The following is a 15,818-nucleotide window of genomic DNA, read 5'->3' as shown; positions in this document are numbered from 1 at the left end:
GGAGCACTTCGGCGAAGAATTGGAAAGGAGATCCCTTTATGATAGCTAACAATGGCATTGCTGATAACGTTACAATTAATGAAGTTAAAACGAAAAAAGAGAGAAACATTAGTAAATATTTAGGTAAATTTGCTGTGTATTTCTTATTGCTGCTAGTTGCATTCACATGTCTGGTACCCTTTTATAGCATGATGGTCACTTCAACTCACGCGAATTCAGATATTGCAAGGAAACTGCTTCTTCTTCCTGGTTCTGAGTTTCTAGAAAACTATCATCGTTTGATTGATACGGTGCCGATTTGGCGAGGTTTTGCTAATACGCTGTTTATAACAATTACTTCAACAGCACTAAATTTATACTTCTCGGCTCTAGCTGGTTATGGATTTTCAAAATTTGATTATAAAGGGAAAAACATTCTGTTTCTTGCAGTACTAGGGACGATGATGATTCCGGGTCAATTAGGAATTATCGGCTTTTTTAAACTTATGGATTCATTCCATATGTTAAATACGTATTGGCCGCTTATCCTTCCATCCATTTCAAACGCATTTGGGATCTTCTTCATGAAACAAATGTGTGATTCAAGTATTCCGACAGAAATTCTCGAATCAGGCAGAATTGATGGGTGTGGTGAAATAAAAATATTCCACCGGTTAGTCCTTCCATTGCTAATGCCGGCTGTAGCAACACTAGGAATCTTTTCTTTTATTGGAAAGTGGAATGATTTCTTAACACCAATGATTATTCTTTTTGATAATGAGCTGCAGACCTTACCTGTAATGATAGCCAGTGTAAAGTCTCAATTTTCAACAGACTTTGGAGCGATGTATGTAGGAATTGTCATTTCAGTTATACCAATCTTAATCTTTTTCTCTATCGTTTCTAAGAAGATTATTAGTGGTGTTACTGCGGGGGCACTAAAAGGATAATGATCTTTAATCTTGTTGGAGGTGTTGTAGAAAAAAGACCTCAGTGCAAGTACATCCTTCAGTGAAAGAGTGGAACTCCTCCACTGAAGCAATGCTTACCTTATCTATCTTTCATAGGTGTAAAAGAATTGACGGTCTTAGCCACCTAATGAAAACGATAAGAAAAATATTAGACCTTCATTATATCAAAAAAAGGAGCTGTAAATCTATATGAAAAAGTGGCTTTCTATCTTATTTGCTTCTGTTCTTGTTCTATCATTATTTGCTGGATGTTCGAAAAGTGAGCAGACTGCGTCAGGCAATATTAAGAGAGATAATAATAAAGTGGAAGGTAAATTAACGATATGGACATTCTTTGGTCAAGTCGAAGATATGGCCAAAGAATTTGAGAAGAAATACCCGGATGCGGAAGTTGAAGTAAAAATCTTCCCTGGGGATCAATATCAAACGAAACTATTAAACGTCCTACAATCAGGCAGAGATGTCCCAGATATTTTTGACTTAGAAAGAGGCTATATTGACAAGTTTATCAATTCTAAGTTTGCTGTAAACCTTTCAGACATGGGTGCGGAAGACCTTGTAAAAGATTATGTACCATACGTACAAGCATTAGGAAGAGATTCTAAGGGCGATATAAAAGCGATCTCTGATCACTCTTCACCAGGTGCTTTCTGGTATATCAAAGAAAATGCAAAGAAATACCTCGGAACAGATGATCCAGAAAAAATCAGTCAAATGGTCGATTCCTATGACAAAATTATTGAGTTAGGGAAGAAAGTAAATCAAGACAGTAACGGAAAAGTTCACTTAATATCTCACTTTGGTGATATCTATAACATCGAAGCTTATAATACTAAGCCATGGGTGAAAGATGGAAAATTAACAATTGATTCTGCTTGGAAGAAAAATTATGAATTACAAAAAGAGATTTTTAATAATGATGTAGATGCAAAATTAGAATTCTTCTCTGCAGGCTGGGGTAATGCCATTAATGACGGAAGTGTTGTGTTAACTGCAATGCCAGCATGGGCAAGCTTCATGGTCGATAACAAAAATGATAAGGCAGTAAATAAATATGGTGTTGCAAGAACTCCAAAAGGGTTTTACATGGGTGGAACATACCGATCTATTTATGAAAAGTCACCGAACAAAGAGTTAGCTTATAAGTTCATTGAGTTTATTGCCAGCAAAGAATGGCAGCAGCATAATCTAGAAGTTACAGGAAATATGCCTGGATTATTATCAGTATATGAAGACAACTTGGATACTTATAAATCTCCAATGTTTGGCGATCAAAATGTATTAAAACCATATTACGATACTGTTAAAGATATTCCTGACTATAAGTCCGATAAATATGGTGAAGAAGTGTTAAGTAAATGGAGAAAAGTAGCTGGCCAAGGAATAAAAAATAATGAAAATATTGATAGTGTCATTAAGAAATTCAAGAAAGAAGTTAAGAACACATTCCCAGAACTTAAGGTAGATTAATAGTTTGTTGTTAAGCAGAGGATGACTTAAAAATGAAATGGCAGCCCCCTGCCGCACTAAGTTGTTTGAAAAAACGATATGGAGCGGTTTTAAGGAGGGGGGCGTATTCTTTTGAGTCATCCTTTACTTTTGGAAGGAGCAGCACCTGTGAGCAGTATACATGAGGAAATAAATAAAATTCGCATCATCGATGGACATGAACATATTGATCCGATGGAAATTCGAAAGAAAAATAAAGTAGATTTCTTTGGTCTGCTTCATTATTTAGAATCAGACTTGATCACTGCAGGAATGAAACGAGGCTTGTTAAACGTAAATTCACCATTAAATGCAGAAGAGAAAGCGGAACAATTCTTGTTGTATTATCACAAAACGCAAAATACAACCTATGCACGGTTATTAAAAACAGCAGTCCACGATTTATTTGGTATGGATGACTGGTCTGTAAATGGAATATTAGCTTTAAATGAAAAAGTATTAGCAGCTACAAATGATGAAACCTGGTATAGGAAAGTTTTGAATGAAAAATCGGGAATTGATTTAGCTATTACTTTGCCTTTTACGACCAATGTTGATTTTTCCCTTTTTCGACCTGTCATGTTTTTAGATTTTGCCTTTAAACTCCGAACCATTAAGGATGTACAGGTTATTGAAAGACAGACTGGAAAGCACGTTCAGACATTCCAAGATTATCTTCATGCTGTGGATGCCTTATTAAATAAATTTGTGAATGAAGGAATGGTTGCTGTTAAGTTAGGTCATGCCTATTGGAGGACGCTGAAGACGCTAAAGCCAACCTTCCATGAGGCAGAACGATGCTTTAACACCCTGCTTTCTTCTATTATAGATGAACCTATGTCGCAAAAAGAATCGGTCATTTTACAAGATTACTTAATTCATCACGTTATCCAATGCTCTATCAACTATGAATTACCAATTCAAATTCATACAGGGCACCATGAAACCAGTGTTTCGGGCAATGGCAATATTATTACCAACTCGAAGGTAACGGATCTCATTCCGCTATTGGCAGCCTATCCGGAAGCAAATTTTGTGCTATTACATTGCGGGCTTCCATACCATCAGGAATATCTGAGTATTGTAAAAAATTATCCGAATGTGTATGCGGATTTTACCTGGGTGTATGCCATCTCTCCAACGATAGCCAAGCAAATCCTGCACCAAATGATTGAGATGGTTCCGCAAAATAAGATCTTTGGTTTTGGCGGAGATTACAACTTCGTTGAAGGAACATATGCACATCAAAAGCTAGCACGCAAAATTGTGGGCGATGTCTTAGTAGAAAAAGTGCAGGATCAACTTTTAACAGAAAAAGAAGCAGTTGAATTTGCCAGAAGAATTTTTAGAGAGAATTTGATTGAACTTTACAAACTAAAGGTGTGATTTCAGTGGGGACATTTATTAACATACTTGAAAACGGGAAGAAACAAACCGAAATACAGGTCTATACTTCGGAACGGAAAAGCGGAAATGCATACCTTCAATTTGACTCCCTTCTTGATATATATGATGAAGAAAAGACGATTGAAAACATTCAAATCGACCATGTTGAAGAAATTGTTGGGGGCTACCACATTTCGGGTCATGGAGAGTACATCTCTGTTGAATCGGAATGGAAGAATGCTCAATCTGGATGTGGCTTTATTCAAGTGAATCTAAAGGTAACCTATAAAAAAGAAACATCCGGTAATTACGGGTTACAGGTTAATGGCAATTTAGCAGGCAGCGGGAAGCCGACTTGGATGATTCCTGGCGCTTTTTATAAAGAAAATCGCTTCGAGCATAATACCAGGAAATATCCAAGATATGATTACCGGGATGGCAATCATGAGGAGATGGTATCGGATCATTGGTCATTTCGTTCAGACCGTGCCGCACTGCCGGCTGTTTTTGCCTGGAATGATGAAATGTGCGGTGCACTTTGTGTCGATGAAATGAGTGAAGTAGGGTTAACTAGCCTAGGATTCAGAGGAAATGACTCTACTACATCGGTTTGGGTTAATTTTCCATATAAAGAAGAACCAGTCACATTTGTTGGTGAACCGATTCCACAGCCAAAGGACATTTCCTTGTACACATTTAAGCCAGGGGAAACCGTTCATTTACAGTTTAAAATCTATACCGCCTCATCTGATTTACATTCATATGATCCATTCGTCCGTGAAATGTACAGGCAGCACCAACAAGAGTACGCTTTAAATCCTTGGATGGGTCTTGAGGAGGCATCAGAATTAACTGCCCATGGTTTATATCGTTGGCACTATATGCCAGAACATAGTATTTTAGCCGAAACGGCTGCGTTTGACCGTGAGTTTAATAATAATGTAAAAGGAATGGGAGATCGTCCCCATATGCATGTGGGATGGGTCAGCGGTGCGCCATATTCATACGCCCTGCTTACCTATGGCAGAAAGAATGGTCATCAACCATATGTTGATGCTGCCATTGATGTAATGAACAATATTGCTTCGGCGCTTGCTCCGAGTGGAACATTCTGGGCATCATGGGTACTTGGCAAGGGCTGGGGAACTGGCTGGAATCCCAAGAATACCTGGCTGCAGGCAAGAACAATTTCTGAAGCCACTTTGTTTTTGGTGCGTGCCTTAGCCTTTGAAAAGGAAGCAGGGGTAAGTCATCCGGATTGGGAAAAGGCAGTCCAATCCAACTTAGACTTCGCTGTAAAGAATCAACGATCTGATGGTAATTTCGGGTCCTATTACCACTTTGAAACAGGTGAGGTCGAAGAATGGGACGGGGCAGGAGGAATTTTATGGATCGCTTCACTCCTTGAAGGAAGCAACTTCTTTGAAAAAGAAGAGTATCGGCTCGCGGCAGTAAAGGCGGGGCATTATTATGAACATTTCGTGCTGGACGAATACATTTACGGGGCACCGGAGGATGTTCATTTAACTCCAACTTCTGAAGATGCTTATAATGCAGTGGTTGCTTATGTACTACTCTATGAAAATGACAAAAACGATAAATGGTTAAAGCTTGCCAAACATGCGGCTGATTGGTTAATGACCTTCCGATGGACTTACAACCTTGCCTTTCCAGAGCAAACATTTTTGCATCAATATGATTTTCGTTCACGTGGTGCGGACCAGGCATCACCTTCTAACCAGCATTTACATAATTACGGGTTATTCTGTGTTCCTGAGATGCTTCGTTTATGGAAGTACACAGATGATTCCTATTACTTAGACCGGACAAGAGATCATATTGCATGTTTCTTGCAGTTTATTGCTAGGAAAGATGGCGATTTTAATGCTTACAAAGGAATGGTAACCGAGCGTTTTTATAATACGAATTGTTTTCAGCCAAAGGGAATGATGCTGACATTATCACATTCATGGTGTGTAGGCCTTGTGTTATATGCCACCCAGGAAGCCTTACCTTTTAACCATTCATTACAACTGTCTAATCTGAAAATTCCATTAACCATCTTGGCTTCCCATGATGGTTAATTTTGTTATTACTATTTAAATGGAGGAAACTTGGTATGAAAAAAAAACTTGCGATTATTCACACGACTCCTGTTACGATTGAGCCTTTGAAAGAGTTAGCTGTTAAGATGATTGGAGATTGCGAGATTATTAATTTGGTGGATGATTCCATCTTACCGCAGTTAAGCAAAAATGGCGGAAATATACAGGAAATTGCCCAACGCTGGGAAAGTTATGCAAAGATTGCGGAGCAGCAGGGGGCGGATTGTATTTTAAATGCATGCTCTTCGATTGGAGAACTTGTTTCTTTTACACAACCAAAAGTATCTACTCCTATTGTTCGGATTGATGATGCGATGGCAGAATTCGCAATTCTTTCAGCTGAAAAAATCGGGGTAGCAGCTACGTTGGAAACGACACTAAAGCCAACCTTAGAGTTGTTAAAACAAAAAGCAAGTGAGAAAGGGAAAGTGGTTGAAATTGAGCCAATCCTCGTGGCATCTGCCTATCAGAAATTAATGGCTAATGATAAGGAAGGACATGATTTAGATCTAGCAATTGCCTTAAGGGAGCTGGCTAAAAAAGTTGATATCGTTGTATTAGCTCAAGCATCGATGGCAAGGGTCGTGTCCAATTTTACAGAGGAAGAGCAAAGTCTCTTTGTAACAAGTCCTGAATTGGGAATGGATGCAGTTAAGCGAACACTTCAAAAATAAAAACTAATAAACCACTACAAATAAATAATAGAAGGAATGACGACGAATGAATCAATTAAAACCAACAAATGTCCTCCCGTTAACGAAAGCACTTGAAATGGCAGAAAAATTTCACTATGCAACAGGATCCTTTTCACCGCGCTATACAGCCATGATTGCACCAGTTCTACTAGCGGGTCAAAATTCAGCATCCCCGCTGATTGTTCAAATTTCACAAAAAGAATTAGAACGTTACGGAATTAACCCGTTTGAATTTGCGGATGAGTTTTATTTACAGCTTGAAAAGTTAGCAATTACTGTCCCAGTAGTTTTGCATCTTGACCATACAAAAGACATACAAGTAATTAAAGATGCCATTGCTGCTGGCTTCACATCAGTAATGATTGATGCTTCAGAAAAACCATTTGCGGAAAATGTAAAAATCACAAAGGAAGTCGTCGAATATGCACACGCCAAAGGAGTTTCTGTAGAGGCAGAACTTGGAATGATTGGAACCACTGATTTTATCGAAACCGATCATGATGAAGAATTATATACCGACCCGGTTGAAGCGGCTGAATTTGTTAAGCAGACAGGTGTTGATGCATTAGCTGTATCATGTGGAACTGCACATGGTGTGTATATGGTTCGTGAACCAAAGGTTGATTTCGAACGGTTAAGCGCTATTCGAGAATTAACTCCTGTACATCTCGTGCTTCACGGAGGATCAGGTGTACCTAGCGAAATGATGCAAAAGGCATTTCAATTGCCAAATGGCGGGGTAAGTAAAGTGAATATTGCCACCGATCTCGAACTTTCTTTCTTAAAAGCGATTGGACGTGAAGAAAGATTGACAAATGAAGAGTGTAATCATTTACCAGTTGAGATTTTACAAGTAGGACAGGCAGCGGTTGGAGAAACCGTTACGGAGAAAATCACACAATTTTTATTAAGTGATAACAAAGCAAGTCAATTCAACCAATAGAACAACGAGAATAAGGGCAGGGGTTGAGGAAATGAAAGATAAGACATTTCATATGATTGGGAACGCTCATTTAGATCCGGTTTGGCTTTGGCAATGGCAAGAAGGGTTTCAAGAAACAAAAGCTACGTTTCGATCTGCCTTAGATCGAATGAAAGAATACGAAGATTTCATTTTCACTTCTAGTTCAGCTTCGATGTACGAATGGGTAGAAGAAAATGAACCTGAAATGTTTGCTGAAATTAAGGAGCGAATCAAAGAAGGACGCTGGCAAATTGTTGGCGGCTGGTGGATTCAGCCGGATTGTAACATACCAAACGGAGAATCCTTTGTACGACAAGGACTTTATGGTCAACGTTATTTTCAAGAAAAATTTGGTGTAACAGCCAAGGTTGGCTACAACGTAGATAGTTTTGGTCATCATGGAATGCTGCCCCAAATTTTGAAAAAAAGCGGAATGGACTCCTATGTCTTCATGCGGCCGGCCCCCAATGAAAAAGGGCTGCCTAGTAATCTTTTTTGGTGGGAATCAGATGATGGCTCACGCGTGTTGGCCTTCCGAATCATGCATGAATATAATTCATGGGGAAAAGAACTTGATCGGATTGTCAAGCGATGTAAAGGTGAGTTTAAAGGGAACGTGCAAGACCAGATGATTTTTTACGGGGTTGGAAACCATGGCGGCGGACCAACAAAGGAAAATATTGAAAGCATTTATCGTTTAAATGAGGATGCAGCACTTCCTAATCTGGTATTCTCCACTCCTGAAGAATATTTTGAAAAAGTGAAGGTTACAAAGGATTTGCCAGTTGTGCATGATGACCTGCAGCATCATGCGAGCGGCTGCTATGCAGCCCATTCAGGTGTAAAGCAATACAATCGAAAGGCAGAAAATATGCTGGTAACGGCTGAGAAATATTCATCTCTTGCATTTTGGTTAACAGGACAAGCTTATCCTGCTGAGTTTAACCGGGCTTGGAAGAATGTATTATTTAATCAATTCCACGATATTTTGGCGGGAACAAGCATTGAGCCAGCCTATGAGGATGCGCGGAATTTATACGGAGAAGCCTTGGCTATTGCTGACCGGGCACTGAATAATGCTATCCAGTCTATTTCATGGAAGATAGACATTGAGCAGGATGAGCGAATGAGGCCCATTGTTGTCTTTAATCCACACGCCTGGAATAGCAAAGTGAATGTCGAAATCGAAATTGGCAGCATTAAACCAACATCAGTGTTAATCGATGACCAAGGCCAGGCAGTTCCGTTTCAAACGGTACAATCTCAAGCGACAGCGGGCGGACGATACCGCTTAAACTTTTTAGCTGATTTACCAGCTATGGGATACCGTGTTTATCGGATTTATTCAGAATTACCTGGTATCGAAACAGAAGTGGAACCAATAACAGCAAGTTCACATGCAATGGAAAATGATCGCTTTAAAATGGAGTTTGATCCTGAAACTGGTTGGATTTCTAGTCTATTTGACAAAAAGACGGGGCATGAAGTATTTTCAGGTCCAGCATCAAGGCCGGTAGTGATCAACGATAAAACTGATACATGGAGTCATGACACACTTCATTTTAATGAAAAGATTGGTGACTTCAAGGCTGTAAAAGTATATCTTGCTGAGCATGGGCCGGTTAAATCAGTGATCCGCGTGAAAAGTGAATACAACCGTTCTATCTTAATCCAAGACTTTACAATGTATCATGAAAAGGAACAAATCGATGTAAAAGTAACCGTTGATTGGCGCGAGAAATTTAAGATGCTTAAGCTTGTTTTTCCAATTAATTCGATCTTTAGAAAACAGACTTATGAAATTCCATATGGAACAATTGAACGAGAACATAATGGTGAAGAAGAGCCAGGGCAAAGCTGGGTTGATGTTACTGGTGTTACACCAAACCATGAGGGAGTTTATGGATTAAGTCTCATGAATGACGCAAAATCCAGCTATAGCATTCATAATAAAGAGCTTGCATTAACCGTATTACGAAGCCCGATCTACGCTCATCATGATCCACTCGTACCAGAAGAGGACGGGGAATACTCATTTATTGATCAAGGTATACAACGTTTTGAATACTCATTACTACCTCATGAGGGAAGCTGGGAAGAGGCAGAAACACCGAAAAGGGCAGCGGAGCTAATTTGTAAACCAATCTCAATTATTGAGACTTTCCATAAAGGTTCGTTACCACAAAATGATTCTTATGTGACTGTAACTGCTGATAATGTGCTCGTAAGTGCAATTAAAAAGGCAGAAGACAATGAAGATTTAATCATTCGATTATATGAAACAAATAAACTGCCAACGGAAGCAGAAATCACCTTGCCAAAATTTGATCGGAAGTTCAAGGCTGTCTTTAAGCCTTCTGAAATTAAAACCTTCCGTATTCCCAAGAATATTAATGAACCTGTCAGAGAGACAAATTTGATTGAATGGGATGAATAACAATGGTTATTTTCGATAAAAAACAAGATTTAAAAAGGCAATTAAGAGAAACAGGGAAATATATGATGCAATATGACCTCGCCTGGGGGAATTCAGGGAATATCAGTGCCAAAACCGAGGAAAGTTCGTTTTTAATTACGGCGAGCGGAACGTATTTAGGAGATTTGGATTTAGAGGATTTTGCCGAATGTTCGATTGAAACAGGCCAAGGTATAGGCAGTGGCAGAAAACCTTCTAAGGAAATTCCGATGCATCTCGCTATCTATGAAACTCGTCCAGAGATTGGCGCTGTTTTGCATGCCTCGCCTTTATATAGCACATTGGTTGCATCTTCAAACATTGAAATTCCTTCGTCATGGTTTGTTGAAGGCATGTATTATTTGGAAAAGATTGAGAGGGTGCCTTATGCACACCCTGGTTCAAAGGAACTTGGTGAGCTTGTTCGGGAACAAGCGAAAAAGGCAAACATTCTTCTATTAGAAAATCATGGCGTTCTTGTTTATGATACTTCCTTAAAAGAAGCAAAAATGGCATTGCAAACATTAGAAATGGCATGTCGAATGCTAGTAATCTCGCAAAAAGCTGGTGTACACATTCAAGAACTTTCTGAGGAAAAGGTCCAAAGTTTTCTTGTGGATTCAGGATATAAGCCAAGAAGGAAGTGGGAACATTGATTGGAATCGTTGCGGATGATATTACCGGAGCAAATGATATTGGAATCATGTTTGCAAAGTCAGATTGGGAGACAGTAGTATTTCCTTATCCATTTCGCAATAAAATGGGAACGTTCCCACCAGATGTATTAATCATCGATACGAACTCACGTCTGGATCAGACTGAAGAGGCCTATGAGAAAGTATTTGCAAGTACCAAAAGTCTCCAGACTCTTGGTTGTGAACAATTTTTCAATAAGACCTGTTCTGTTTTTAGAGGAAATATTGGTGCGGAATTTGATGCAATGCTCGATGCGCTTGAAAGCGAATTTGCGGTGATTGTTCTTGGGTTTCCTAAAAACGGCCGAACGACGATACATGGGCAGCACTTTGTTCATGGAAAGAAATTAGCAGATTCTGAGTTTCGTCATGATCCTGTCCATCCGATGCATCGCTCGGATTTGGTTGGAATTTTACAAGCGCAGACAGAAAGAAAAGTGGAACTAGTTGATCATGAGATTGTTGAACAAGGCAGTGAAAAACTGAAACAAAAAATTAATTCAATGCGCTCCCATTCCCAGTACTTAATTATTGATGTCAAGGATCAGTCTTCGTTACAAGTCATTGCTAAAGCAATAAAGAATGAAAAAATTATTTGTGGTGCATCAGGGATTGCAGAAGAATTAGCCCTCGTCATGAACAAAGCTCAAAAAGGCACTGGTTCGATCTCCATCCCCAAATTGGAATCAGGGGTATTGTGTGTGGCCGGCAGCTTGATGCCGCAAACCTTTCATCAAGTAGAAGAAATGAAACAGCGCGGACTTCCTGTTTTTGAAATGAAATCACCGATTCTTTTTTCGGATCAAAAGGATGCCCATTTAGAGGAACTTATTACGAATCTTGTCACGCGGTTAAATGATGGCAAGGATGTTCTTGTTCACTCCTCTAATATTCAAGAGATAGTCCAAGAAACAAAACAACTAGGTACAAGTTTGGGTTATACCAATACTTCCGTTTCAAGAATGGTATCTGAAAGCTTAGCGTTTGTAGTAGATGAGACATTAAAAAGAACAAAAGTTAACCGATTGTTATTAGCGGGAGGAGAAACATCTGCTTCTGTTTGCAGCCGGCTCGGCGTCGAGGGATTGACTGTATGGAGAGAAATTGAACCAGGTCTTCCTTCATGTATTACGTTAGATCCTCCAACGCGGATGCTCGTACTGAAGTCAGGAAGCTTTGGAAGTAAGGATTTCTTTGCTAAGGCAATAAAGCACCTGAAAGAAAATTAAACTAACCATTTAATAGGGGATGTAGCAATGAATGCCAATTTAATGAATGCTAACTTAGAAAAGCTATTTAGAAAGTATCCGGAATTAGTAGAATGCCAAACAAGTATAGAGGAAGCATTCGAAGTGATTAAACAGGCTTATCAGTCAGGAAGAAAGCTGTTATTAGCAGGTAACGGCGGCAGTGCGGCTGATTGTGAGCATGTTGTTGGTGAATTAATGAAGGGCTTTATGTCAAAACGTCCATTATCACAAGAGATGAAAGATAAACTAGCTTCTTTTTCAGGTGGCGATTACTACCTGGGAGAAAATTTACAAGGGGCTCTCCCTGCAATCTCATTGGTAAGTCACTCAGCACTCATGACTGCATTCGCCAATGATGTTGCCCCAGATATGGTTTTTGCCCAACAAGTGTACGGATATGGTAAAGCAGGTGATGTATTTATCGGCTTTAGTACCTCGGGTAACTCCAAAAATATAAATCATGCGGTAAAGGTTGCCAAAGCCCTTGGGTTAGTAACCATTGGATTCACTGGAAAAGGCGGTGGTGAATTGAAAACGTTATGCGATGTAACCATTTCAGTACCCTTTGATTCCACACCTGATATACAAGAAAGACATCTCCCGATTTACCATACCCTTTGTATTTTATTAGAGGAGGCGTTTTTTGGATGATTCCCGTTTTAGCCGGTTTAGATATTGGCGGTACAAAATGTGCCGTTGTATTAGGAGTGGAAGATGAAAAAGGAATTAAGGTAGTGGCAAAGCAAAGCTTTCCTACTCCGGGGACACCTGACTCAGCCCTTTTAACAATGATGGATGAGTTAGAAAAGTTATTGCAGGAACAAAATGAAATGGAACTGAAAGCCATAGGAATCAGCTGTGGAGGCCCGCTTGATAGTAAAAAGGGTTTGATATTGTCGCCCCCAAATCTACCAAACTGGGATCGGGTTGATGTGGTTTCACTATTAAAAGAACGTTTTCAAGTTCCCGTTTCTCTCCAAAATGATGCCAATGCCTGTGCATTGGCTGAATGGAAATGGGGAGCAGGAAAAGGCACGAACAACATGATTTTTCTAACGTTCGGTACAGGAATGGGTGCAGGTTTTATTTTGGATGGTCGTTTATATACAGGAACAAATGATTTCGCTGGCGAGGTCGGGCATATTCGTTTAGAGGATGATGGTCCGATTGGATTCGGAAAGGCAGGCTCATTTGAAGGCTTCTGCAGTGGCGGCGGAATCGCCCGCTTGGCACAGATGAAGGCAAAAGAGTGGTTAAATCAGGGAAGAGTGACCTCTGTTTGTTCTAATCAAGATGAAATTGCAGCAATTACAGCAAAAACAGTTGGTGAAGCGGCTCAAGCAGGCGATCTGTTTGCCACTGAGATCTACCGCATTGTTGGACAAAAATTAGGTCGAGGTCTGGCTTTATTAGTGGATATGCTAAATCCAGAAAGAATTATCATTGGAAGCATTTATTTGCGCCAGGAAGCATTGTTGAAGCCAATTGTCATGGAAGAACTTCGAAAGGAAGCACTTTCTTATTCTCTCGATGTTTGTACTGTGGTTCCTTCTGGCTTAGGAGAAAGTGTAGGTGACCTGGCAGCGCTTTCTGTTGCCAAATATGGACTAGAAATCAACGGTTAAGTTCTTTAACAAAAAATGAACAAAAGGAGTTATACGATGTTTCAATTCCAGCAAAATCATAACGAGCTGCAATGCCGTTTGAATAATAAAACCTTTCTTTCCGAGATTCAAGTGTCTATTAATCTGGAAAATCAATCCCTTCAAAATTTAGAATTGAAAACAAGTGAAGAGAGCGCAGGAGAAGACCATCTGGGTTTTTATACTGAATATCGTTCTTACTATAGCGATAATGATGATACAGTATTCACGAAATTACGATTCCGATGCTACGCTTCATCTATTACTGCATTTGTGGATGCAGATGTTAAAAATGAAGAATTGTTTAAAAAACAAGTATTTTTTTCACCACAGCGTGCCATCAACATAACGATTAACAACCTAATGGAAGATTATGAGATTATGGCAAACTATCAACATAAAGAGTGGTGGACGCGGCCATTCTTTACAGATAATATTCAAGAAATCCCAGAACGGACCCAATCGTTATTACTTAGAACTGAAAAAGAATACTATCATTTGCTGCCAGTTTGTGATGAAGTAGTACGGACAGATTTAAGCGGTACAAAAGATGGATTGCAAATCTCGATCTCACCATTTCATGGCGGCTATAATCATATATCCACATTTGCTTTTATTTTAGGAACGGGAAATAATCCTTACTCTTTAGTGAATGAAAATGTTAAGAAAGCCATCACGCTTTGTGGACAAAGCATCATGTCAAGAGAAGAAAAAAAGTATCCTGAGATTCTGGATTACTTAGGCTGGTGCAGTTGGGATGCCTTTTATCATGAGGTTAATGAAGAAGGAATCCTAACCAAGGCTGAGGAACTAAAACAAAAAAACCTTCCTGTTAAATGGATGATGATTGATGATGGCTGGTCCGAAGTGGAAAATAGAAAGCTTTACTCCTTTGATGCAGACCAGGAGAAATTTCCTCAGGGGTTGGCCAATACCGTTTCATCCCTTAAAAATGACTTTGGTGTCAATTGGGTAGGAGTTTGGCATACCCTTGCAGGTTATTGGGAGGGAATTTCACCGAATGGACCGTTGGCTAAGTCATTAGATAAACATTTATTTACAGCCAAAAACGGCAGTTTAATACCATCACCCAAAGCGGAAGATGGATTTGGTTTTTGGCATGCTTGGCACTCGAAATTAAAGAAAGATGGCATCGACTTTGTAAAAGTCGACAGTCAAAGTGCTATTTCAAACTTTACAGTGAATAACCAATCTGTTGGCGAAGCAGCAAGCGGGGCCCATACAGCACTCGAAGCCTCATGTTCCTTACATTTTGATAATACAGTCATTAACTGTATGGGAATGGCTGAGGAAAATATATGGCATCGTCCATACTCAGCCGTTTCTCGCAATAGTGATGACTTTGTGCCGCAAGAAGAGCGCGGATTCAAAGAACATGCCTTGCAAAATGCCTATAATTCCCTATACCATGGTGCGTTTTATTGGGGCGATTGGGATATGTATTGGACGAAAAACCATGATGATCTGCAAAATATGATCTTACGAGTAGTCAGCGGCGGGCCTATTTATTTTAGCGATGCGGTTGATCAAACCAATCCAGACATGGTTTGGCCGTTAATTTATAAGGATGGAAAAATCATTCGTTGTGAACAACCTGGAGTACCAACCGAAGATTGCCTCTTTATTGATCCAACTCAAGCCAAAAAGCCATTAAAGATTTGGAACCAATGCAAGGGTGCAGGAGTTATAGCCGCATTTAATATTAATGAAGGAACTGGATCAATTCAAGGATCGATTGGTCCAAATGACGTACCAAATTTAGTGGGAGAATCGTTCATCATTTTTGACGTATTCACGAAGAAACATGTGGTTGTAAGCAAAGATGAACGAATGAATATTGAAATCGAGGAAAACGGGACCTCCCTTTATTTAATTATTCCAGTTGAAAAGCCATTTACACCTATCGGTCTTTTAAATAAACTCATTTGCAATGATGGGATTGTAAAGGTTTGGAACCTGGATAAAGAACTGAAAGTAACCTTAAGAGAAGGTGGAGTTTTTGCTTTCTTGTCGAAAGAAACACCAGTTAAAGCAACGGTTAATGGTGAATTGGTCTTAATACACCAAGATTCTGCAAACGAGCAGCTGTTTACCATTGATTGCCAGGACGTTGAGGGTGAAGTGTTCCTTGAAATAAAAAAAGGACACTAATGTAAAGGGGGCTGT

Annotated in this window: 12 protein-coding genes; all 12 read left to right on the top strand. The window is 39.5% G+C overall.

Annotated features, from left to right (window positions below; genetic code table 11):
- Positions 1 to 38: 38 nt before the first annotated feature.
- The gene (locus AC4QJR_RS23020) at positions 39 to 929 is read left to right on the top strand and encodes a carbohydrate ABC transporter permease (RefSeq protein ID WP_098572851.1); all 891 of its coding nucleotides are present in this window, start codon (positions 39 to 41) and stop codon (positions 927 to 929) included.
- Positions 930 to 1,139: 210 nt separating this feature from the next.
- Positions 1,140 to 2,420 carry an extracellular solute-binding protein gene (locus AC4QJR_RS23015; protein ID WP_496524294.1) on the top strand — a complete coding sequence of 427 codons (1,281 nt, stop codon included), beginning with the start codon at positions 1,140 to 1,142 and terminating at the stop codon, positions 2,418 to 2,420.
- A gap of 111 nt (positions 2,421 to 2,531) precedes the next feature.
- Entirely contained in the window at positions 2,532 to 3,824 is a 1,293-nt protein-coding gene (locus tag AC4QJR_RS23010; RefSeq protein ID WP_496524293.1) for an amidohydrolase family protein, read from the top strand.
- Between the two features lie 5 nt (positions 3,825 to 3,829).
- Entirely contained in the window at positions 3,830 to 5,908 is a 2,079-nt protein-coding gene (locus AC4QJR_RS23005; protein ID WP_496524292.1) for a hypothetical protein, read from the top strand.
- Positions 5,909 to 5,943: 35 nt separating this feature from the next.
- The gene (locus tag AC4QJR_RS23000; RefSeq protein ID WP_496524291.1) at positions 5,944 to 6,603 is read left to right on the top strand and encodes an aspartate/glutamate racemase family protein; all 660 of its coding nucleotides are present in this window, start codon (positions 5,944 to 5,946) and stop codon (positions 6,601 to 6,603) included.
- 46 nt (positions 6,604 to 6,649) lie between these two features.
- Positions 6,650 to 7,567 (top strand): class II fructose-bisphosphate aldolase, encoded by a 918-nt coding sequence (locus AC4QJR_RS22995; RefSeq protein ID WP_375376551.1) that lies wholly within the window; start codon positions 6,650 to 6,652, stop codon positions 7,565 to 7,567.
- Between the two features lie 31 nt (positions 7,568 to 7,598).
- On the top strand, positions 7,599 to 10,025 hold the full coding sequence (locus AC4QJR_RS22990) for an alpha-mannosidase (RefSeq protein ID WP_496524290.1): 2,427 nt from the start codon (positions 7,599 to 7,601) through the stop codon (positions 10,023 to 10,025).
- A 2-nt stretch (positions 10,026 to 10,027) separates the two neighbouring features.
- A complete protein-coding gene (locus AC4QJR_RS22985) occupies positions 10,028 to 10,699 on the top strand; it encodes a class II aldolase/adducin family protein (protein WP_496524289.1) in 672 nt (223 codons plus the stop codon).
- Positions 10,696 to 11,967 (top strand): four-carbon acid sugar kinase family protein, encoded by a 1,272-nt coding sequence (locus AC4QJR_RS22980; RefSeq protein WP_496524288.1) that lies wholly within the window; start codon positions 10,696 to 10,698, stop codon positions 11,965 to 11,967. The genes AC4QJR_RS22985 and AC4QJR_RS22980 overlap by 4 nt, the downstream gene beginning before the upstream one ends.
- A 27-nt stretch (positions 11,968 to 11,994) precedes the next feature.
- Positions 11,995 to 12,639 (top strand): D-sedoheptulose-7-phosphate isomerase, encoded by a 645-nt coding sequence (locus AC4QJR_RS22975; protein ID WP_251457732.1) that lies wholly within the window; start codon positions 11,995 to 11,997, stop codon positions 12,637 to 12,639.
- Positions 12,636 to 13,613, top strand: a complete 978-nt coding sequence (locus AC4QJR_RS22970; RefSeq protein ID WP_257148482.1) for an ROK family protein — start codon at positions 12,636 to 12,638, stop codon at positions 13,611 to 13,613. The genes AC4QJR_RS22975 and AC4QJR_RS22970 overlap by 4 nt, the downstream gene beginning before the upstream one ends.
- Before the next feature lie 36 nt (positions 13,614 to 13,649).
- Positions 13,650 to 15,803: a Sip1-related alpha-galactosidase gene (locus AC4QJR_RS22965; protein ID WP_496524287.1), complete on the top strand. Its 2,154-nt coding sequence runs from the start codon at positions 13,650 to 13,652 to the stop codon at positions 15,801 to 15,803.
- Positions 15,804 to 15,818: the final 15 nt, after the last annotated feature.

Source organism: Neobacillus sp. BP17 (assembly GCF_059579525.1).
The sequence above is the reverse complement of the archived record's forward strand: the minus strand, read 5'-3'. Positions and strand labels throughout refer to the sequence as shown.